The sequence below is a fragment of the Nonomuraea sp. NPDC050733 genome (genome assembly GCF_040654215.1).
Taxonomy (GTDB): Bacteria; Actinomycetota; Actinomycetes; order Streptosporangiales; family Streptosporangiaceae; genus Nonomuraea.
In genome coordinates this window covers 572,763-593,731 of sequence record NZ_JBFAHO010000002.1, presented here as the reverse complement: position 1 = coordinate 593,731, position 20,969 = coordinate 572,763, and the positions used below count along the sequence as shown (strand labels likewise).

At 72.3% G+C, this 20,969-nt stretch carries 19 protein-coding genes; 2 read left to right on the top strand and 17 right to left on the bottom strand.

Going from position 1 to position 20,969, the window contains the following annotated elements:
* Positions 1-11 precede the first annotated feature (11 nt).
* The 8 genes from AB0H64_RS06275 to AB0H64_RS06240 form a co-directional block, all read right to left on the bottom strand.
* Entirely contained in the window at positions 12-2,144 is a 2,133-nt protein-coding gene (locus AB0H64_RS06275; RefSeq protein ID WP_357620675.1) for a DUF4082 domain-containing protein, read from the bottom strand.
* Between the two features lie 57 nt (positions 2,145-2,201).
* Positions 2,202-2,915: a class I SAM-dependent methyltransferase gene (locus tag AB0H64_RS06270; protein ID WP_357620673.1), complete on the bottom strand. Its 714-nt coding sequence runs from the start codon at positions 2,913-2,915 to the stop codon at positions 2,202-2,204.
* 44 nt (positions 2,916-2,959) lie between these two features.
* Positions 2,960-4,027, bottom strand: coding sequence for a glucose-1-phosphate thymidylyltransferase (locus AB0H64_RS06265; protein WP_357620671.1), 1,068 nt, complete (start codon positions 4,025-4,027; stop codon positions 2,960-2,962).
* A gap of 78 nt (positions 4,028-4,105) precedes the next feature.
* Positions 4,106-4,603 carry a GtrA family protein gene (locus AB0H64_RS06260; protein WP_357620669.1) on the bottom strand — a complete coding sequence of 166 codons (498 nt, stop codon included), beginning with the start codon at positions 4,601-4,603 and terminating at the stop codon, positions 4,106-4,108.
* On the bottom strand, positions 4,600-5,373 hold the full coding sequence (locus tag AB0H64_RS06255; protein ID WP_357620667.1) for a GNAT family N-acetyltransferase: 774 nt from the start codon (positions 5,371-5,373) through the stop codon (positions 4,600-4,602). Before AB0H64_RS06255 ends, AB0H64_RS06260 begins: the two co-directional genes overlap by 4 nt.
* Positions 5,373-6,527, bottom strand: coding sequence for a dTDP-4-amino-4,6-dideoxygalactose transaminase (gene rffA / locus AB0H64_RS06250; RefSeq protein ID WP_357620665.1), 1,155 nt, complete (start codon positions 6,525-6,527; stop codon positions 5,373-5,375). The genes AB0H64_RS06255 and rffA overlap by 1 nt, the downstream gene beginning before the upstream one ends.
* 98 nt (positions 6,528-6,625) lie before the next feature.
* Entirely contained in the window at positions 6,626-7,351 is a 726-nt protein-coding gene (locus tag AB0H64_RS06245; protein ID WP_357620663.1) for a hypothetical protein, read from the bottom strand.
* 38 nt (positions 7,352-7,389) lie between these two features.
* Positions 7,390-8,445 carry an ice-binding family protein gene (locus AB0H64_RS06240; RefSeq protein WP_357620661.1) on the bottom strand — a complete coding sequence of 352 codons (1,056 nt, stop codon included), beginning with the start codon at positions 8,443-8,445 and terminating at the stop codon, positions 7,390-7,392.
* Positions 8,446-8,661: 216 nt separating this feature from the next.
* On the opposite strand from AB0H64_RS06240, the gene AB0H64_RS06235 reads away from it, so the two are divergent.
* The gene (locus tag AB0H64_RS06235) at positions 8,662-9,921 is read left to right on the top strand and encodes a nucleotide sugar dehydrogenase (RefSeq protein ID WP_357620659.1); all 1,260 of its coding nucleotides are present in this window, start codon (positions 8,662-8,664) and stop codon (positions 9,919-9,921) included.
* Between the two features lie 62 nt (positions 9,922-9,983).
* On the opposite strand, the gene AB0H64_RS06230 is transcribed toward AB0H64_RS06235, so the two are convergent.
* The 5 genes from AB0H64_RS06230 to AB0H64_RS06210 form a co-directional block, all read right to left on the bottom strand.
* The gene (locus AB0H64_RS06230; RefSeq protein WP_357620657.1) at positions 9,984-11,750 is read right to left on the bottom strand and encodes a hypothetical protein; all 1,767 of its coding nucleotides are present in this window, start codon (positions 11,748-11,750) and stop codon (positions 9,984-9,986) included.
* A 258-nt stretch (positions 11,751-12,008) separates the two neighbouring features.
* Positions 12,009-13,283: an L-lysine 6-transaminase gene (gene lat / locus AB0H64_RS06225; RefSeq protein WP_357620655.1), complete on the bottom strand. Its 1,275-nt coding sequence runs from the start codon at positions 13,281-13,283 to the stop codon at positions 12,009-12,011.
* Positions 13,284-13,357: 74 nt separating this feature from the next.
* Positions 13,358-13,891, bottom strand: a complete 534-nt coding sequence (locus AB0H64_RS06220) for an HdeD family acid-resistance protein (RefSeq protein WP_357620653.1) — start codon at positions 13,889-13,891, stop codon at positions 13,358-13,360.
* A gap of 108 nt (positions 13,892-13,999) precedes the next feature.
* Positions 14,000-14,647: a hemolysin III family protein gene (locus AB0H64_RS06215; protein WP_357620651.1), complete on the bottom strand. Its 648-nt coding sequence runs from the start codon at positions 14,645-14,647 to the stop codon at positions 14,000-14,002.
* A gap of 82 nt (positions 14,648-14,729) precedes the next feature.
* The gene (locus tag AB0H64_RS06210; RefSeq protein ID WP_357620648.1) at positions 14,730-16,241 is read right to left on the bottom strand and encodes a penicillin-binding transpeptidase domain-containing protein; all 1,512 of its coding nucleotides are present in this window, start codon (positions 16,239-16,241) and stop codon (positions 14,730-14,732) included.
* Between the two features lie 48 nt (positions 16,242-16,289).
* Between AB0H64_RS06210 and AB0H64_RS06205 the strand changes: the two genes are divergently transcribed.
* A complete protein-coding gene (locus tag AB0H64_RS06205) occupies positions 16,290-17,135 on the top strand; it encodes a fused MFS/spermidine synthase (RefSeq protein ID WP_357620646.1) in 846 nt (281 codons plus the stop codon).
* Positions 17,136-17,536: 401 nt separating this feature from the next.
* Here AB0H64_RS06205 and AB0H64_RS06200 read toward each other — a convergent pair whose 3' ends face one another.
* The 4 genes from AB0H64_RS06200 to AB0H64_RS06185 all read right to left on the bottom strand — a co-directional run bounded on the left by AB0H64_RS06200 (position 17,537) and on the right by AB0H64_RS06185 (position 20,955).
* Positions 17,537-18,154 carry a hypothetical protein gene (locus AB0H64_RS06200; protein WP_357620644.1) on the bottom strand — a complete coding sequence of 206 codons (618 nt, stop codon included), beginning with the start codon at positions 18,152-18,154 and terminating at the stop codon, positions 17,537-17,539.
* A gap of 98 nt (positions 18,155-18,252) precedes the next feature.
* A complete protein-coding gene (locus tag AB0H64_RS06195; protein ID WP_357620642.1) occupies positions 18,253-18,528 on the bottom strand; it encodes a 4a-hydroxytetrahydrobiopterin dehydratase in 276 nt (91 codons plus the stop codon).
* Positions 18,529-18,746: 218 nt separating this feature from the next.
* Complete coding sequence (locus AB0H64_RS06190; RefSeq protein WP_357620640.1) at positions 18,747-19,961, bottom strand: aminotransferase class III-fold pyridoxal phosphate-dependent enzyme; 1,215 nt, start codon at positions 19,959-19,961, stop codon at positions 18,747-18,749.
* A 34-nt stretch (positions 19,962-19,995) separates the two neighbouring features.
* Positions 19,996-20,955: a carbohydrate kinase family protein gene (locus AB0H64_RS06185; RefSeq protein WP_357620638.1), complete on the bottom strand. Its 960-nt coding sequence runs from the start codon at positions 20,953-20,955 to the stop codon at positions 19,996-19,998.
* Positions 20,956-20,969: the final 14 nt, after the last annotated feature.

Sequence of the window (20,969 nt, the reverse complement as noted above, 5' to 3'; positions counted from 1 at the left end):
GGGCAGGCCGATTAACTGATGTCAAACAATACGTCAACCCAGTAATTCGTGGCCTGGTAGGTGTTGGTGGGGAACGTGTTCGTCGCCCCGTATGTGAATACGCCGTTGGCGCCCGAGACGCCGCCGTTCTCCAGTGCGGTCAGCGGGTAATTGCGTTGTGCGTCGAAGAAGCCTTGCAGCGTGTACGAGAAATGCCCCGAAGGCGTGAAATAGGACGCGATATAGGTGGTGTCGGCGGTGATGTTGACCGGTGACGAGAAGTACGCCTGCTGCCAGCCGCTCGCGCTCTCGCCCGAGAAGGTCACGGTGGCGAGCTGCGTCCCGCCGGAGGTCCACAGGCTGCCGATGTGGGTGCCGGTGTTCTGCGAGCCCTTGTAGAAGCGGATGCCCCGGACGACTCCCGCCGTGTCGGCCCGGAACTTCATCCCCAGCGTCACCGGGTCGGTGTCGGGGTCGTTGCGCACGGCGGGCGTCGCCGCGTCCGTCCAGACAGTGTCCGACCGCAGGAACACCGGCTCGACCCAGTAGTTGGTGGCCTGGAAGGTGCTCGTCGGGAACGCGTTCGCCGCGCCGAGGGTGTAGATGCCGTTGCGGGCCCCCGGGGCGCTGGCCGGGGCGGTCAGCGGCGGGCTGTTGCGTTCGGCGGCGAAGTAGTTGAGCGTATACGAGAAGTGCCCCGAAGGCGCGAAATAGGAAGCGATGTAGACGGTGTCGGCGCTGATCGGGACAGGGGAGGAGAAGTTCGCCTGCTGCCATCCCGAGGCGGTCTCGCCCGAGAAGGTCACGGTGGCGAGCTGCGTGCCACCGGTGGTCCACAGGCTGCCGATGTGGGTGCCGGTGTTCTGCGAGCCCTTGTAGAAGCGGATGCCCCGCACGACCCCGGACGTGGAGGACGCGAATCTGACCCCCAGCGTGATCGCGTCGCTGTCGGGATGGTTGGCCACGGCTGGAGTCGCCGAGGTGGGCCACAGGGTCTCGGTCACCGTGTGGTTCACCCCGGGCGAGGTGCTCGGGGCGAGGTAGACGAGCTCCTCACCGTCGAAGGTCTCACCGCCCAGGAAGACGGCCGTGAGCCGGTGGTTACCGCCGGGCAGCGTCGAGACCTGGAGCTGGGCGTCGCCGTTCTCGTCGACGAAGTCCGTGCCGAGAAGCGTGCTGCCGTCCTTGAAGGCCACCTTCCCCTGTGGGGAGACCGTGCCGGACTGGGGAGCGACCTCCGCGGAGAGCGTGATCTGCTGCCCCTCGATCGAGGAGCCGGAGGGCGACACGGTCAGCGACGTCTGCGTCGGCAACTCCTCCGGCAGGGAGATGCGGGTGTGCGGTCCGGACGTGGTCCCCTGGAGCACGACATTGTTGGTCAGGGCGAAGATCCGGCCGGAGACCGCGGCGCCGGAGCTGACGGAGGCCGCGTTCGAGGCCAGCACGTTGCCGCGGAACGTCGAGTTCACGCCGAGGGTCGCCGTGCCGGTGAGCTGGAAGAAGACGTTGTCCGTCTGCGCGCCGTTGACGAGGTTGATGTTGCTCACCGTGGCGGTGGTCAGCGTGGCCGCCCGGAAGACGAAGATCGCGTTCGGGTCGGCCTCCGCGTCCAGGGTGAGCGTACCGGCGATCTGGAAGGCGGTGCCGGACGACGGGGTGTAGACGCCGGGCGGCTTGGTGGTGCCGCCGAGCTGCGGAGCCACGTTGTCGGTCACGCCTCGCCCCGCCGCGTTGTTGTAGGCGGCGACCGCGTCGGTCTTGGCCGCCGCCGCCGTGGCGTCGCCCGCGTGGATCGTGCCGATCACCTGACCGGGCGGGAACCCGGACACCACGTTGCTCGGACTGGTGCCCAGGTCTCCGGTGACGGTGGTGTTGTCGGTGTTGACGACCGCGCCGCCCGCCAGGACCGCGAAGGCCGCCGCGTTCCCGAGGGGGATCAGTGGCGCGGCGACGGCCCTGCCAGGCATCACCGCGACGGCGCCCGTCGCCAGGATGGTCGCGAGGATCGTCACCAGCGCGGTGCGGCGGGCGCCCGGCCGGCGCGGGGGCAGCGCACGGCGGGAGCGAAGGCGGGCGAGCGGTGTCCGGTAGGACGAGCCGATCGGCCTTGGGGTGCGGTGCGACGGGGCGGATGTCGCGGGGGTGTGCCCCTCGGGGTGAATCACTCCCCCGTTGTACTGCAATTACAGCGCTGAGTAACTGAGCGACTATGGTACGTCATGCTAACCGTGAGCCGGCCGGTGTGCCCGGACGATCAGCGAGACCCCCGGAAGCGACTTCACCGGCAGATACCGCTCCGCCGTGACCACCGCCTTGAGCGCCAGGTTGACCAGCGGCGGCGTCTCCATGACGTCCGAGCCGGAGCTGCTCCTGCGGTGGCGGGCCACCACGGGCCGCAGCAGGACGTTCCAGCTCCACATCCGGTCCAGCACGAGCCCCTGGCCGGCCAGCAGGGCGCGCAGGGTCGGCCGGGTGTACCTGCGGACGTGACCGGAGGCCACGTCGTGCGCCGACCAGAGCCTCATGTCGCACGGCACGGTGATCAGCGCCGTGCCGCCGCGGCGGAGCACCCGCGTGATCTCGGCCGCCGCCCGGTCGTCCTCGTCGATGTGCTCCAGCACGTCGAAGGCGAGCACCAGGTCGTACGACTCGTCGGGCAGCGGCAGCTTCCGCGCGTCGGCCTGGATCGCGCGCAGGCCCCGCTCGCGGGCGAGCTCCACCGCGGTCTCGGAGTAGTCGGCGACCAGCGCGTCCCACCCGTGCCGGACGAGGACCCGCGTGTTGCCGCCGCCGGCCGCCCCGATGTCGAGCGCCTTGCCGGGCCGGCCGGACCGGCGCAGCGCGCGCAGCTCCCGGGCGAGAATGGCGCGCCGCTCGCGGTACCACCAGTGGCGGTCCTCCAGCTCGACCGTGCGGCGAATCTCCGTGGCTTCCATGATCCCCTCCTAGCTCAGGCGCCACCGGTGTGGTGGCCGTGCCGTCACGCCCGTACCTGGACCTTGCTGTGGTCGCCCACCATGAGCTGGTGGGCGTTGGGCATGCCCTGGGCCCGGGTCACCTCGACGTTGCGCCCGATGAGCGAGTACGTGAGCCGGGAGACGCCCGTGATGGAGGAGTCCCGCAGCACGATCGCGTACTCGACCTCGCAGTCCTGGAGCAGGCAGCTCTCACCGATGGAGGTGTAGGGGCCGACGTAGGCGTCGCGGATCACGGTGTCGGCGCCGATGACGGCGGGTCCCCGGATCACGGACCCCTCCACCGACGCGCCCCGCCCGATGACGACGTTCCCGCTGATCTCGGAGCGCCCGTCGACGGTCCCCTGGATGTCGGGGCCGATCGCCTCCAGGACGATCCGGTTGCACTCCAGCATGTCCTGCAGCCGCCCGGTGTCCTTCCAGTAGCCGCTGACGAAGTGCGAGTGGACGCTGTAGCCGTGGTCGATGAGCCATTTGATGGCGTCGGTGATCTCCAGTTCGCCGCGCGCGGACGGCTCGATGGCGCGGACCGCCTCGTGGATGGCCGGCGAGAAGGTGTAGACGCCGACGATCGCGAGGTCGCTGCGCGGGTGCTCCGGCTTCTCCTCCAGGCGCAGGATCTGCCCGTCGGGGCCCAGCTCGGCGACGCCGTAGAACTGCGGCTCGGCGACCTTGGTGAGCAGGATCTGGGCGTCGTGACCCGCCGTGCCGAAGGCGTCCACCAGGTCCGCGATGCCGCCGATGAGGAAGTTGTCGCCCAGGTACATGACGAACGGCTCGTCGCCGAGGAAGTCCCGGGCGATGAGGACGCAGTGCGCCAGCCCGAGCGGCGCCTCCTGGGGGATGTAGGTCACCTCGAGGCCGAACCGCGAGCCGTCGCCGACGGCCTCGCGCACCTCCGCCCCCGTGTCGCCGACGACGATGCCGACGCTGGTGATGCCGGCCGCGCGGATGGCCTCGAGGCCGTAGTAGAGGACCGGTTTGTTGGCGACCGGCACCAACTGCTTCGCCGACGTGTGGGTCAGCGGGCGCAGCCGCGTGCCCTTTCCCCCTGCCAGGACGAGCGCCTTCATCGCCGTGGAGTCCTTTCGCGACGAGCGCGTGGCCCGTGGTGATCAACCATTTCGGGTCGAAGCTACGAACGGCCCGGGTCAGCGGACCTTCGCCGCGCTGCGGCTTGGCCGAAGGTTGTGCGGCGGGTTGCCGGACCTGGACGATCCCCGGCCGCGGAATGTCCAGGTCCGGTGCAGCGCGTAGCTCAGCAGGAACGTCACGGCGATGATCAGCGCCTGGGCGGGCAGCACGGAGAGCCCGGCGAGCTCGACGAGGATCGGCAGCCCCACGAGGGAGGCCGTCAGGATGCTCAGCCCGGCCGCGTAGAACCGCAGGTAGCCGGCCAGCCAGCCGTCACCCGTGCCGGGGAAGACGACCAGCCGGTACCACGGGTACACGATCATCACGGTGACGAGGTGGCTCGCCACCACCAGCCCGAGGTACGGCACCCGGCCCCCGAGCGCGGGCAGCGCCGCGGCGAGGATGCCGTAGTAGATGACGGCCGTCCCGCCGCCACCGGCCAGGTAGGCCACCCGGTGCCGGAGCCGCGGGCGGGCCGCGGGGGGCGCGGCCGGCGGCCGGGTCAGGGAGTTCACGGCCCCGCCGGGCGCAGCAGCGCCGTCCGCACGAGGTGGACGGTGACGTGCGCCTGGACCGGCGCGAACCCGTACCTGGCCCAGGCCCGCTGCACCCGTGTGTTGTGGCTCTGGGTGGAGATGACGACCTCTCCCGCGCCGCGGGCCACGGCGTGGTCCTCGACGGCCTTGAGCAGGTGGGCGTAGAGCCCGCGCCCCCGCGCGGCGGGGACCACGCCCGCCAGCAGGATCTCGGTCCGGGGGCCGCTGTCCTCCAGCGTGGCGAGCCCGAGCACGTGCGAGCCGTCGTCGAGGGCCAGGCAGCCGCCCTCGGCGGCGGAGCGCACCGCCCACTCCTGGTAACCCTCCAGCGCCGCGGCGGCGTCGAAGAGCGGATCGGCCAGGTAGTGGTTCCCGTACGCGGCGAAGATGTCGGCGACCAGCGTCCCGACCGCGTCGGGAGCGCCCAGCGGCGCCGTGTGCAGGCCGGGCGCCGGCGCGGGAGGGCGGCCCTGCCCCGCGCGCAGGCTCCAGTACACCAGGCAGTCGGCGAACAGGGCGGTCCGGCCGAGGCCGGTCAGCTCCGCGAACCAGCCGACGCGCTCGGCCGGGTAGCGCAGCACGATCACGTCCGCGTCCGACGCCTGGACGGCCGCGCGGACGGCGTCGATCGTGCTCTCCGACCCGGCGCCGACGGTCAGGCGCTCGACCGCGCGGCCGAACCGGGCCGACTCCAACGGCGACGGCACCGCCCGCACGGCCCGCGCCTCGATCACGTCGTTCCAGGCCATCAGCGCACCTCGAATTCCCGGACGGCGCCGATGACGTGCGCCACGTCCTCCTCGCCGAGACCGGCGAAGAGCGGCAGGCGGACGAGCGTGTCGGCGACCCGCTCGGTGACGGGGCAGCCGCCCGGCGCCGGCCGCCCGTGCCGGACCCCGGCCGGCGCGTCGTGCAGCGGCTGATAGTGGAAGGCCGCCCCCACGCCGCGGTCGGCGAGGTGGCCGATGAACGCCTGCCGGGTGGCGAGGTCGGGCAGCAGCAGGTAGTAGAGGTGGGCGGGGTGCTCGCACCCCTCGGGGACCGTCGGCCGGTGGACCCCGTTGCTCTCCGCCCAGCCGGCCAGGCCCTCGTCGTAGGCCCGCCACACCGCCAGCCGGCGGCGCTGGATCACCTCGAAGGACTCCAGCTGCGCGGTGAGCTGCGCCGCGAGCAGGTCGGACGGCAGGTAGCTGGAGCCGAGGTCGACCCAGCGGTACTTGTCGACCTGGCCGCGGAAGAACCGGCTGCGGTCGGTGCCCTTCTCGCGGATGATCTCGGCCCGGGACGCCAGCTCCTCGTCGTTGACGAGCAGCGCGCCGCCCTCCCCGCACTGGACGTTCTTGGTCTCGTGGAAGCTCTGCGCGGCCAGGGCGCCGAACGACCCGAGCGGGCGGCCTTGGTAGGAGCCGCCCAGGCCGTGCGCGTTGTCCTCGACGAGTGCGAGATCGTACCGGTCGGCGAGCTTGCCGAGCTCCTCCATCGCGCAGCCGACGCCCGCGTAGTGGACGACGGCGATGGCGCGCGTCCGCTCGGTGATGGCGGCCTCGACGAGGCGCTCGTCGATGTTCAGCGTGTCCGGCCGGCAGTCGGCGAACACCGGCACGGCGCCGCGCAGCACATACGCGTTGGCCGTCGACATGAACGTGAACGAGGGCACGATGACCTCGTCCCCGGGGCGCAGGCCCAGCAGGAGCGCCGACATCTCCAGGGCGTGCGTGCACGAGGTGGTCAGCAGCGCCTGGCGCGCTCCGGTCAGCTCGGCCAGCAGCGCGGTGGCCCGGCGGGTGAACGGCCCGTCGCCGGAGGTCCGTCCGTTGTGGACGGCCTCCGCGACGTAGTCGAGCTCGCGCTCGCTGACGTACGGCCGGTTGAAGGGAACGGTTCTCGACGCGGTGGTGCTCACTGCCGCAGTGAATCCCGGCGGAACCCGCGGGCCGGCGGCGCGCCACCGTGTGTGGCGGAGCCGTTGCGCAAGCCTTACCCGCAGCCGACCGGCTTCCGTCAGGCCGGCGGGGTGGTGGGCGCGGTGACCTGGGTGAAGTCGTCGCACTGGTCGGCCCAGAGCGGCTCGACGGGCGGCTTCCCCTCGGTCAACCGGCAGGTCGTCTCCCTGATGCCGCCCTCCGCGGTGACCACGGTGACCAGCAGGGCGTTGAGCGGCACGGCCTCCGTCAGCGAGACGCCGACCACCCCGGCCGGGTAGTTCGGCACCGTGTTCAGGCTGTGCCAGGGCGCGTCGGAGCGAGGGTCGCGGACCCACGTCGTACCGCCCTGGGTGTAGGCCGCGAAGTTCGTGTCGAACGGGAAGAAGGTGAGCGACACGAGCGTCGTGTCGATGTCCGGGACCTCGTCCCCGGCCGGTCCCGCCGGTCCCCTGGGTCCTGCCGGGCCCCTGGGTCCTGCCGGGCCGTGCGGCCCCTGGGGGCCGGTCGCGCCGTCCTTGCCGGGCGGCCCCGCGGGACCGCGCGCGCCCTCGTGGCCGTGCGGCCCCCGCCGTCCGCGCGGGCCCACGGGACCGGGCCATCCCCGCCCGCACCACGCGCGCCGGCATCCGCAGTGGTGCCTGCGGCAGGGCGCGAGCGCCACGGCGCCGCGCCCGTCCGCGGTCACCGGCCGTACGCCGGCCACTCCTCCGGTCATGGCGCCCGTGCCTGCGGCGGCCGCGTCCATGCCGGACAGCCCCCAGGCGGCACAGGCCATCGTCAGCGCCAGCGCCGGCGTCCTCATCCCACGAAACACTGCATTCCCCCTGTGTCGGTCAGGTCCTATCGGCGATTGAGCACCTGGTGCTGCACCACGGGGGATTCGCTGGGCTCGAAGTAGACCCATGCCTCGTGGACGGCGCTGCCGCCGTCCAGGTAGACGGCCTGGATCAGGTGCACGCCCCTGGGGAGCTCGTCGGTGGTGAACCGGGCGACGCCCGCGTCGTTCAGCAGGGCCGAGCCGAGCACGGTCTGCCCCTCCTTGAAGAGCACCTCGCCGCCCGCGTGGACGCCGTTGTAGGTGCCCTCGACGACGGCGGTGAAGGTGACCGGCTCGTGCAGGCGCGACGGTTCGGGCGAGGACGTGAGCCCCGTGGAGGTGGGTGGGCGGACCGGGATGGTGATGTGGGTGGTGGGCTCCTCCTCGGTGCCCTCGAGGGCGACGGAGGTGTCGAGCGAGATCAGGCGCCCGACCACGGCCACGCCCTCGTCCACCACGATCCCGTTGCGGGCCAGGACGGTGCCGCGGAAGGTCGAGAGCTTCCCGAGACCGGCGGTGTTCGCGACCGCCCAGAACACGTTCTTCTCCTGGGCGCCGTTCACGACGTCGATGTTGCTCACCCGGGCGGTGTCCAGGGTGGTGTCGGCCCGGAAGATGAAGACGGCGTCGGGGTCGCCCTCGGCGTCCAGCGTCAGGGTGCCGTCGATCCGGAAGGCGCCGTTCCGGCTCGCGTACACGCCGGGCCCGAGAGTCCGGTCGCCGAGCTGCGAGGGGATCTCGCCGTTGGCCGCCCGTCCTCGCGCCTCCTGGTAGGCCGCCACCGCGTCCGCGTGGGCCTTCGCCGCGTAGCCGCCGCCCGTGTGGATGTCGCCCAGCACCTCTCCCGGCGGGAAGCCCGTGACGATGGTGCCGGGGCTGACGCCGATGTCGCCCGCGATCCTGGTCAGATCCGTGCTGTTGACCGCCAGGCCCGCCATGACCGCGCAGTCCTCGGCCTCGCCGAGCTCGAGGGGCTGCTGGCGGGCGTCCGCGGTCCTGGTGGAGGCCGTCAGCAGCCCCATGGCCAGCAGACCGGTCAGCGCAGCGGACAGCCATGAACGCGGCGAAAGATTGGCCATGCCCGCAAGTGTGGCGACCGGATCACTCCCGGCACGCGCGGACATCACGCCTGAGCCATGTCATTGCCAGTCCTTGCCTGCGGGGCGACCTTCGCCCGGCACCGCCCCGCGGCCACCGCCGACGACACGCCGGACCTCCGGCCGAATCGGCGGCACGAGATCACCTGGCTCCTACAGTCGGGTGATATCTCATCTCGAAACGACGGGGGTCCAGACATGAGAGAGAAACTGGTGGTCGTCGGCCAGGGATACGTCGGCCTGCCGCTGGCGATGCGAGCGGTCGAGGCCGGGTTCGACGTCGTGGGGATCGACGTCGACGACTGGCGGGTCAAGCGGCTCAACGCCGGGGAGTCGTTCGTCGAGGACATCAGCGACGATCAGGTGGCCGCCGCGCTGAGCTGCGGACGCTACCTCGCCAGCACCGACTACGCCGACGCCGCGGGCTTCGACGTGTGTGTCATCACCGTGCCGACGCCGCTGTCCGAGGGCGCCCCCGACCTCTGCCACATCGCGGCGGCCGGCCGGTCCATCGCGCCCCTGCTGCGGCCGGGCGCCACGGTGGTCCTGGAGTCGACCACCTATCCCGGCACCACCGAGGAGTACCTCCTGCCGATCCTGGAGGACGGCTCGGGGCTGCGCGCGCCCGAGGACTTCCTGCTGGGCTACAGCCCCGAGCGGATCGACCCGGGCAACGCCGTCTGGCGCCTGGACAACACGCCGAAGGTCGTCTCCGGCCTGGACGAGGCCTCGCTGGAGCGCATCCAGGGCTTCTACCGGCGCGTCGTGGACCAGGTCGTGCCGGTGTCCTCGCTGCAGGTGGCGGAGCTGTGCAAGCTGCTGGAGAACACGTTCAGGCACGTCAACATCGCCCTGGTCAACGAGCTGTCGATCTTCGCCGAGCAGCTCGGCATCGACGTCTGGGAGGCCATCGACGCCGCCTCGACCAAGCCGTTCGGCTTCATGCGCTTCACGCCCGGTCCCGGCGTCGGCGGGCACTGCCTGCCGATCGACCCGTCGTACCTGTCGTGGAAGGTCAAGCGGAGCCTCGGGCACAACTTCCGGTTCGTGGAGCTGGCCAACGACATCAACGACCACATGCCCGACCACGTCGTGAACCGGCTGATGCTGGCGCTCAACCAGCGCGGCAAGGCGCTCAACGGCAGCCGGGTGGTCGTGCTGGGACTGGCGTACAAGAAGAACGCCGGCGACTGCCGCGAGTCGCCCGCGCTCGAGGTGGTCAGGGCGCTGCACAAGCTGGGCGCCCGCGTGCGGGCCGCCGACCCGCACGCGGCGGACTGCCGGCTGCCCGCCGGCATCGAGATCGTCGAGGCCACGCGCCGGGAGCTGGCCGAGGCGGACGCCGTCCTGGTGCTCACCGACCACGACGACTTCGACTACGAGCTGGTGCGGGAGGTCAGTCCGTACGTCTTCGACACCCGCAACCGCTGCCGGGGGCCGAACGTCGAGGTGCTGTGACCATGACCCACGCGTGAGGCCCTCCGGAACCCTTCCGGAGGGCCTCACTCATGTCCCGGTGCTCACGGCCCGGCCTGCCGGGCAGGTGTGATCGGCCCGGCCTGCCGGGCAGGCGTGATCGGGCCGGGTGCCGTCGCGACGGTGTCCGGGCCGGGCAGCACCTGGCCGAGCCAGGCGGCCGGCGTGCCCGCCGCCGTCACCAGCACGAGCGTCAGCGCCCAGACGCGCGGGCGCGGCAGACCGGCCGCCCCCAGCAGGGCGGCCACCGCCAGCACCACTCCGGCCAGCGTCAGGTACGGCAGGTACAGGGCGAACTCGCCGCCGCCCGGCCGCAGCGGGACGTGGACGCCGAAGACCGAGCGGACGGCGCAGGCCGCCGCCACCCCGGCCAGGGCCGCGCACAGCCCGGCCCGGAACGAGACGCCCGCCTTCCTGGTCACGCAGCCGAGCCCGTAGACGGCGGCCATCGCCAGGTACGGGCAGGCGGCCTGGAGGTAGTCCCCCTGCGCCTGGTACGGGTCGCCGAGCAGCAGCAGCGCCCCCAGCCCGGCCGCGCCCATGCCGAGCGCCAGCACGACCGGCGGGCGCGCCAGCAGCCGGGGCCGCCTGAGCAGCCCGAGCACGCCGCACCAGGTGATCGCCCCGCACAGCAGGCAGAGCGCGGTGACGCCGGCCAGCGACGACGCCGGCGCCTCGGCCAGGTCCCCCGCGCCGGTCAGCCCGGCCCAGGACGCCCGCACGAACGCCAGCGGCTGCACGGCCGTCCCCTGCCAGGCGTCGCCCAGGAGCGCCGCCTGTGCCGCGAGCGCGCACGCCGCCAGCCCGAGGGCCGCGGTGGCGCGGCGGGGCAGCGAGAACCACTTGACCGCCTCGACCGTCACGACCGCCAGCAGCCCGGCCGCCAGCAGCGGCACGTACACGGCCTTGGCCCCGGCCAGGGCGGCGAGCAGCACGGCGAACAGCAGCCACACGCCCCGCCGCCGCGCCCGGTCGCCGAACAGGTCGAGCAGCAGCACGACGAGGGGCGCGCACAGCAGCGCGCCGAAGGTCTGCGCGGGCATGGCCCACTCCTGCGCGGGCGTCCAGGTGAGGAGACCGGCGGCCGTCCCCGCGTACAGGCTGGGCGCCGTCACGAGCGCGGCGGCCGCCAGGGCGGCCAGCGCCTGACGGCGCGAGCCGGTGAAGCGGCGGCCCGCCATGCCGAGCAGCACGACCAGCGCGGCCAGCATCGGCAGCGGGGCCAGCCGGAAGAGCAGCACGGACGGCTCCACGCCGGTGATCCAGCTCGCGGCGGCGAGATGGGCGTGCACGAACCAGTCGTGACCGAACGGCCCGCCGCCCGGCCCGTGACTCATCAGCCGGTCGATCATGTCCAGGTGGGGCAGGGCGGCGACCGGCCCCGTTCCCCGCGGCCCGCCGATCGGATGGGCCGCGAAGTGGCCCACGGAGATCCACAGGGTCAGGCCGATCACGGCCAGCGCGAGGCACCACGACCACCACAGCGGGGCCTTGGGCCGGCGGGTCACCCTGCAGTGGGCGCGCAGCCGCGGCACGGCGGCGAACAGCGCGTAGGTGCCCATCGGCCAGGCGGCCACCAGCAGCGGCGCGCCGACCGCGCGGGCGGGCAGGTAGCAGAGGACTTCGGCCGCGTAGCCGAGCGCCAGGCCCAGGGCCAGCTCCTCGGGCAGCGTGTGCGGGCGCCGGTAGAGCACGCGGACCCAGAGCAGGCCGGGCACGGCCAGGCCGAGCGCGACGTAGAGGGTGAAGACGCTCAGGTCGGAGATGGAGACGCCGTGGAACCCGAGGATCGCCCCGACACACCCCGCCACGGCCACCGCGGGCAGCCAGGCGGACGGCCGCGGCGAGGGCGGGGCCGTGGGGGGCGCGCCTTCCGTGAGCGGATCGGGGGCGAGAGGCGCTGAACGCGGAAAGGGTGGAGCTTCGGCCATGCGGGCAAGCCTGACGACGTCCCGGCCCCCGCCGACGCGGGAAAGCCCACCCACGGCGATGTCCTTGCCAATCCTTGCCGGTTTCGGGAGGGCCGGGAACGACGCCTCACACGCGCCGCGTGTGAGGCTGGCGGCGTGTCAGGCGTCCAGTGCCGTCGCGATGGCGCGCAGGCCGTGGTCCAGCTCGTCCTCGGTGATGTTGAGCGCCGGCCGCAGCCGCACCGAGCGCGGCCCGCACGACAGCACCAGCACACCCTGGTCCTCCCGCAGCCGGGAGACGAGCGCGTCCCTGCTCTGCCGGTCCGGCAGGTCGAAGGCGCACATGAGACCGCGCCCCCGCACGCCGGACAGCACGTCGGGCCGCTCGGCCTGCATCTTGGTCAGGCGCTCGACCACCAGCGCGCCGAGCCGCCCGGCGCGCGGCATCAGGCCGTCCCGCTCGACGATCTCCAGCAGGGCGCGGGAGCGGACCATGTCGACCAGGCCGCCGCCCCAGGTCGAGTTGATCCTGCCGCTGACCTGGAAGACGTTGTCCGGCACCAGGTCCACCCTGCGGCCCGCCATGATGCCGCCCACCTGCACCTTCTTGGCGAAGGCCACGATGTCCGGCGCGAGGCCGAGCTGCTGGTAGGCCCAGGGCGTGCCGGTGGTCCCGCCGCCGGTCTGCACCTCGTCCAGCACGAACAGCGCGTCGTACTCGTGGCACAGGCGCTGCATGGCCTGCAGGAACTCGGGGCGCATGTGGTTGTCGCCGCCCTCGCCCTGGATGGGCTCGGCGATGAAGCAGGCGATGTCGTGCGGGTGCCGCTCGAACGCGGCCCGCGCCTGCTCCAGCGCGCGGGCCTCCGCCGCCTCGACGTCGCCGAGGTGCACGGCCGGCACGTCGATCCGGGGCCAGGCGAACTTGGGGAAGCGGTCGGTCTTGCCGGGCTCGGTGTTGGTCAGGCTGAGGGTGTAGCCGCTGCGCCCGTGGAAGGCCCGGGTCAGGTGCAGCACCTGGGTGCCGAGGTCGGGAGATCGCCCGGCGGCCTCGTTGCGGCGGCTCTTCCAGTCGAAGGCCGTCTTCAGGGCGTTCTCGACGGCCAGGGCACCGCCCTCGACGAAGAACAGGTGGGGCAGCTCGGGGTCGCCGAGGACGCGGGTGAAGGTCTCGACGAAGTCCGCGAGGTGCTCGGTGTACATGTCGGGGTTGGCGGGTTTGTTGCGCGCGACCCGGCCGAGCAGCTCGGCGGTCTCGGGGTCGAAGGGCGGGTTCACGCCGAGCGGCGCCGAGGCGAAGAAGGTGTAGAAGTCCAGATAGCGGCGGCCGTCGCGGGCGTCGACGAGCCAGGAGCCCCGGCTGCGGTCGAGGTCGAGCACGAGGCGGTAGCCGTCGACGAGTAGGTGGCGGGCGAGGCGGGCGTGTACGTCCATGATTCCTCCACAGCGAACCAACAGGACATACTTCCCCGCCCATATCCCCATTCATCCGGAAATTTTCGGGAAATCTACGCCGCAGGCTGAAGTTTCTTCACACGGAACGAGAGCACGATCATCGCTATGCCGTACACGACGGCGAAGACGCCGACCAGCCAGATCAGCGTGAGCAGCCCGGCGCCCGGCCAGATCAGCAGCAGCACGCCGAAGATGATCGACAGGATGCCGCCGATGATGAGCATCCACTCGTTGTCGACGACCTTGCGCAGTTGGATGCCGGCCACGATCTCGGTGATGCCGGCGAAGATGGCCCAGAAGGCCACGACGTACAAGAGCGCCAGCGACGTGATGCCCGGCCACAGGAACGCCACGATGCCGGCCACGACGCCGAGGATGCCGGAGATGATGAGCCAGGCCCGGGACTGCGCGCTGTGCCGGGCGCCCGCGAAGATCGCGAAGATGCCTTCCACGATCGCGTAGGCGGCGAAGAAGATCACCACGATCAGCAGCGTCTTTCCGGGCCAGATGAGCGCGAGGATGCCGAAGATGAGGGCGGCTATCCCCCGGATGAGAATGAGCCACCAGATCCGCGCGATTTGCTCCATGTCGGTCTCTTCTCCAGAAAGATCCCGAAAGCAGACCACCACCCGGTCAAGAGTCGGCGATCCGCCGCCCACCGATCTCCATGCTCCGCACCGGCGCCCGGCCGGAGATCACATCTGGGAGTAGACCACGATCGACACCGCGATGTACTGCACCAGATAGGCGGCGATCGTGCAGGCGTGGAAGACCTCGTGGTAGCCGAACCAGCGGGGCGACGGGTCGGGGCGGCGCAGGCCGTACACGACGGCACCGGCACTGTAGAGGACGCCGCCGACGGCGATCAACGCCACGGCGGCCACCCCCGCGCCCTCCAGGAGCTGCGGCATCACGAAGATCGCCGTCCAGCCGAGCACCAGGTAGAGGGCCGTGTAGAGCCAGCGCGGCGCGCCCATCCAGCACACCCGGAACACCACACCGGCCAGCGCCCCGCCCCAGATGACCGACAGCACGGCCACCCGCGCGGCGCCGTTGAGCGCGAGCAGCGCGAACGGCGTGTAGGTGCCCGCGATGATCAGGTAGATGTTGGCGTGGTCGAAGCGGCGCAGCACCTCGGCCAGGCGGGGTCCCAGCGTGCCGCGATGGTAGGTGGCCGAGATGCCGAACAGCAGACCCGAGGTGATCGCGTAGATCGCGGCGGCCAGACGGGCCTGGAGGGTGGGGCCGAGCGCCACGAGCGCGAACCCGCCGACCAGGGTCACGGGCAGCGCTCCGGTGTGCAACCAGCCACGCAGTCTGGGCTTCATGGTGATGGTCGTCATGAAACCTACGGTACCGTAGGTACGAGATTCGCCGCCTTTGGCGGACCGCGGAACGCGGCTCCAGGGATCGTCGCCGGCCGGCTCACAGCCCGTTGAGGAAGCGGGAGGTGATCGGCAGCGCCGCCGTCCGCCCCGCCCCGCCGTGCCGGACGAAGACGCAGAAGGCCAGGTCGTCGCGGTAGCCGATGAACCAGCCGTGATCGGCGCCGTCGATCGTCTCGGCCGTCCCGGTCTTGCCCGCCACCCCCGCCGGCAGGCCCGCCCCGCTCGCCGTCCCGTGGTCCACGACCGCCGCCATCATGCCGCGCAGCGCGTCCACGATCCCCGCGTCCAGCTCGACCGGCTTGGGCGGCGGCCCCTCCAGGCGCCGCACCTCCTTCTCGGGCAGCAGCCGCGGCGAGCGCCAGGTCCCGCTCTGCACGGCGGCGGCGACCGCGGCCATGCACAGCGGGGTGGCCTGCACCGAGCCCTGGCCGATGGCGTCGGCGCCGAGCCAGTCGGTGTCCTCCGGCTCCTCCATCGTGCCGCAGGTGCCGCCCGCGCCCGTGGGCAGCGACCTGCCGAACCCCCACTGCCCGGCCGTCGCCAGCAGGTCGCCGGCCGCCAGACGGGTGGTGACCTGCTCGACGAACGTGGTGTTGCACGACAGGGCGAAGGCGTCGGTGAAGCTGACCGTGCCGTGGTCCGCGAAGCCCGCGTTGTGGAACGAGCGGTGCAGGGGGATCTGGTAGTCCCCCGGGCAGGGCAGCTCGGCCGCCGGGTCCAGGCCGCTCGCCAGCAGGGCCGCCGCGGTGATCGTCTTGAACGAGGAGCCGGGCGGGAACAGGTCGTCGAAGGCGCTGTGGCCGTCGCCCAGGCGGTCGGCCACCGCCAGCACCTCGCCGGTGCTCGGCCGCAGCGCGACGATCGCGGCGTCCTCGACCCCGTCCAGCGCCCGTGCCGCCGCCGCCTGCACCGGCCGCGAGAGCGTGGTGCGCTGCACCACCGGGTCGAGGGCGTGCGTCAGCAGCCGCCGCTCCGGCTGCCCCGGCGCGGCGGCGACCAGGGCACGGCCGCCGGACGCGACGGCGAACTCCGGCGCGAGCCGTTCGAGGTAGGCGTCGGCGTAGCTGTCGTGCGGGATGCTGTCGCCCTCGCTGGTGAGGAACTCCGCCTTCACGTCCTCCAGCTCGACGATCTTCAGGGTGCCGCCGCCGGCGAGCAGCGGGTGCAGCGTCTCGGGACTCCACAGGACCTTCCACGTCTTGTCCCGCACGGCCAGCCGCAGCGTGCCCGCGAACGGCCACGCCCCGAACTCCCGGAGCGTGCGCGTCCCGGTGAACGGCACCTCGGCCGTCCCCTCCCCCGTTCCCTTCAACGCCCCCGGCCGCAGCTCGATCTTCTGGACGTGCAGCTCCTCGCTGAAGGTCAGGTGGCGGGAGACGAAGTCGGGGGGCGCCTGGTAGACCAGGCGGGCCATGGCCCGCACGTCCCCCTCCCGCCAGGCCGCGAAGTAGGAGTCGGCCGCCTGCCGGGCCGTGCCCCGCACCCGGGCGGCCGAGGCGACCGCGAAGCCGTACGCGCCCAATATCGCCAGAACCGCGACGGTAAGCACGATCAGCCTTCTTCGTCGCATACGGTGTTCTCCCAGGGAGGCAGCAACGTGGCACGAGCACAGCGCGAACCGATGCCCGGCCTGTATCCGGTCACCTTCGGCGAGATCGAACTGCTCCGGGATCTGGACAGGCCGGACGGCTGGGTGCTGTCCAAGGATGGCGTACCGCAGTCTTATGTGGACCTACAAGACCCCACATATCTGGAATTCGAGTACGTACAGCTCATCGCGGATGTCATCGACGTGCTCCCGGAGGGACCGCTGAGCTGCCTCCACGTGGGCGGCGGCGCCTGCACGATCCCCCGCTACGTGGCCACCACCCGCCCCGGCTCCCGCCACATCGTCGTCGAGCCCGACGGGCTGCTCGTCAACCTGATCCGCGAGCAGCTCGACCTGCGCTCGGTGCCGCGCCTGAAGGTGCTCGTCATGGACGGCCGCGAAGGGGTCGCCCGGGTCTGGGACACCTCGGCCGACCTGGTCGTGCTCGACGCGTTCGCCGGGGCGACCATGCCGGTCGAGCTGGCGACGGCCGAGTACATGGACGACCTCGCCCGGGTCCTGCGGCCGTCCGGCACGCTGCTCGTCAACCTCGCCGACGGCAAGGGCCTGGCCTTCGCCCGGCGGCTGGCGGCCACGGTGCAGAGCACGTTCGGCCACGTGGCTCTGCTGTCGGAGCCGGGCGTGCTACGCGGGCGGCGCTTCGGCAACCTCATCCTGGCCGCCTCACGGACGGCCCTGCCGGTCGATCTCCTCACGCGCCGCGCCGCCGGCGGCCTCACGCAGGCGCGATGCCTGCACGGGGACGCGCTGACCCGCTTCGTCGCAGGGGCGGCGCCCATCAGGGACGGCGACCCGGTCCTCGCCCCGGTCCCGCCTCCGGCCGTCTTCGGCTGACCCGCCAGTCCACGGCTCTCCGCACGGTGCCACGGGCGACTTAGGGCAGATCAGGAGGGCATTGCCTCCCCGCGCGGCGGGAGCGTGATCCACTCCTCCGACCCAACCGGGAGGACGCGGACCGGGTCCAGTCCAGGCCCTTCTGACCTCCGCCACGGATCTTGATCGGATCCAGGGCGATCCGCTGAGTCATAGGTACACACTGAGGAATGTCACAGGATCCGGCCTCCTGCACAAGGAAACAGGCCTTCGAGGACTTCCAGGCCGGCCGCCTCGGCACCGTCCCGGCCGGACACGCCTGACCGCAGGCCGCCAACAGGGACCACCGATCAGCGACCATCGGCCGCCGCCCGATCTTCGGGCGGCGGCCGGTGCGGTGTGGTGCGTGGTGGCGCGGCGGCTCAGCCCAGGGTGAGGCAGGCGACGCGCGCACCCGCCACGCCGGCCTGGGGCCCGCTGGCGGTCGTCTGCTTGGCGTGGATCACCATCGAGTGCGGCCGGCGGTCCGGGGAGAACGTCCACGCGTTGCGCGCGGTGGCGCGACCGGCGCCCGTGGAGTCGGTGGTGAAGTCGAGCCAGACCTCGTTGGCGGCGCTGGCCTCGCCCTTCTCGTGCTGGTAGTGCGGGCCCGAGTCGTCGGGCTTGGCGCCGCACGGCTTGGTGTGGAGGTGGGCGCCGTAGGCGCGCTCGGGCAGCAGGCCCTCGACGACGAGCGAGGACAGCGTCTGACCGCTGGACGACTCGACGGTCACGCTGGCCCGCGCCCCCTGGGGGGCCAGCTTGCGGTCGTAGACGATGGCGCGCTTGCCGTCCGGCGTGAAGTCACCGCTCGACGACAGCGAGCCCGACTTGGCGGCCGCGCCGCGGTGCCCGCCCTCGGGGCTGGGCGCCGGCGACGGCGTGTGCGCCGCCGCCTCCTGGGCCGGAGTGTCCTGGGTCTGGGCGGTGCCGGCCTGACCGGCCGTGGTGGGTGCACAGCCTGCCGCCAGAACGGCGAGCAGCACTATGGGAACGGGCATGCGCATGGAAAACCCCCGGGGTGGTGACAAAGGATCGCGTCACGAGCGGGTCACGGCCGGCTCGTGGAGGGCCACCACTCTAGCGGGTGACCGCGCGGCTACGCACCGTGTTCGGCGACGATCCCGTCGATGAGGGCGGCCAGTGCGAAGTCCGTCTCGGTCAGGGCGTTTTTGTCATGCGTGGTGAGGGCCAGGTGGAGCTTGCGCCACCGGATGTCGATGTCGGGGTGGTGGTTCAGCTCCTCGGCCTTGACCGCGATCGCGTCCACGATCCGGATGGCCGTGGGGAAGTCGGGCGCGGTGACCGTACGGCGGATCTCGTCGCCCTCACGATGCCAGGCGGGCAGCTCGGCGAGCTTCTTCTCGACGTCCATGAGCTCACGCTACCGGAGAGGTCCGATCATTTGAGGGCGCCGGCGCGGATGCCTGACGTCGCCGCTGAAGATGGTGACCTTCAGCGGCTTCCTGACGTCCACCCCGGACGGGTTCGTGGAGCTCGTGGAGCCGGTGGCGGAGGCGACGGGCGCGGCCGGCTCCTCGGCGCCGCCGGTGGCGCAGCCGCCCAGCAGGGCCGCGAACCACCCGGGACCGGTCAGCCCAGGTGGGCGCGGGTCTCGGCGAAGGCCAGGTCCGTCCCTTCCAGGGCGCGGGCCACGTCCTCCTCGGTGTGGGCGGCCGACATGAACCAGTTGTGCCACGGGTGGAGGTAGACCCCGTGCCGCAGGCAGGCGTCGCTCCAGTACAGGGCCGTGGACAGATCGGCGTCGCCGTCGAAGCTGAGCCACGGGATCGTCACCGGGCCCGTCTGGTTCACCGTGAAGCCGTGCGCCTTGGCCTGCGCGTACAGCCCCTCGCGCAGCTGCGTGCCGGCGCGCTCCATCACGGCGATGCCGTCCTCGTCGCGCAGCGTCTCGATCGTCGCCTTGGCCGCGGCCATCGCCACCGCCGAGAACCAGAACGAGCCCGTCGAGTACAGGGTCTGGGCCGCGCCGCGCAGCGCGTCGGTGCCCGTCACGGCGGCGATCGGGTAACCGTTGGCCATGGCCTTGGACCAGGCCGTCAGGTCGGGGCGCACCCCGTACGGCTCCCACGACCCGCGCAGGTCGACCCGGAACCCGGCTCGCACGTCGTCGATCACCAGCGCGGCCCCGAGCCGGTCGGCCAGCGCCCGCGCGCCCCTGGCGAAGGCGGGCTCCACCAGCTCCTGGTCCTCGAACGAGTCGTGCTTGAACGGTGTCACGATGATCGCCGCCACGTCGCCCTCGACGGTCGCCGCCGCGGCCTCCAGTGACTCCAGCGAGTTGTAGGTGAACTCCACCAGGTCGGCGCGCTCGTTCGGGGTGGTGCCGGCGGGCGACGGCGTGCACCACGGGTCGGCGCCGTGGTAGGCGCCGTGCGCCATGAGCACCTTCGTGCGGCCGGTCGCCGCGCGGGCCACCATGAGCGCCTGGGTGGTGGCGTCGGTGCCGTTCTTGGAGAACATCGCCCAGTCCGCGCTGGGGACCAGGTCCACCAGCAGCTCGGCCAGCTCCACCATGACGGGGCCCGGCCCGTTCAGGCAGTCGCCCCGGGCGAGCTGCCGGGCCGCGGCCTCCTCCACGCGCGGGTGCCGGTGGCCCAGCACGACGGGGCCCCAGCTGCACATGAGGTCGATGTACTCGCGGCCGTCCACGTCCCACTGCCGGCAGCCCTCGCCGCGCTCGAAGAACTGCGGGTAGCCGGGGGCGAAGATGGCGGCGTTGAGGTGGCCGTACATGCCGCCGGGGACGACTTTCAGCGCCCGCGCGCGCAGCTCGGCGTCTTTCATGGGTCAGCCTTCTCTCGGTTCGTCAGGACACTCGTCAGGACAGCAGGGCGAGCGTGGAGTCGAGGTCGGTGATGCCCGCGTCGGAGCCGAGGCCGGTGGCGACGCGGGCGGCGGCGGCCGTCCCCCAGTGGGCGGCGCCCAGCACGTCCTGCCCGTGCAGCAGGCCGGTGACGAAGCCGGCGCAGTACGCGTCACCGCAGCCCGTCGTGTCGGCGACCTCGACCTTCAGGGCCGGCAGGTGCTCGACCCCGTCGGCGGTGGCGACGAGGCTGCCGTCGCCGCCGAGCGTGACGATCACCCCGCGCGGTCCGTCGGCCAGCAGTTCCAGCGCGGCCTCGGCCACGTCCCCGCCGTCACCTTCCGTTCCGGCCGCACTGCCGTCGCCGTGCTCGAGCCCGGCCATGAGCAGCGCCTGCGACTCGTTGGGCAGCACGTAGTCCACGTGGGGCAGGAACGCCCTGGCCATGCCCAGCAGGTCGGGCAGCTCCGACAGCAGATCCATCGTCACGACGGTCCCGCCCGCGCGCAGCGAGTCGAGCAGCTCGAAGAACCGCGGATCGCCCAGCCCGAACGTCACGTCCATCCCGCCCAGGTGGACGGCCCGCGCCCCGCGCAGCGCCTCCACGTCGAGGTCGGCGAGCGTCACGCCGAGGTTGGCGCCGGGCACGTGGAAGCTGGGCCGGCCGCCGTCCGGCCTGATCGGCAGGATCGACGCGGCCGTCTGCTCCCCCGGCCTGCGCACCAGGCGCGAGGCGTCCACGCCCCGCTTGGCGAGCACCGCCAGCAGGAAGTCACCGAGCTCGTCGTCGCCGACGGCGCCCATGGTGACGACCTCGTTGCCCAGCTTGACCAGGTCCACGGCGGTCCCGGCGGCGGCGCCGGCGGCGGTCAGGCGGATCTGGTCCACCAGCACGGTGTCCTGGCCCTCGGGGATGCGCTCGACGGGCCTGGCGAGAATGTCGACGATGTGGACGCCGACGGTGGCGACGGTCATGGTCTAAATAGACA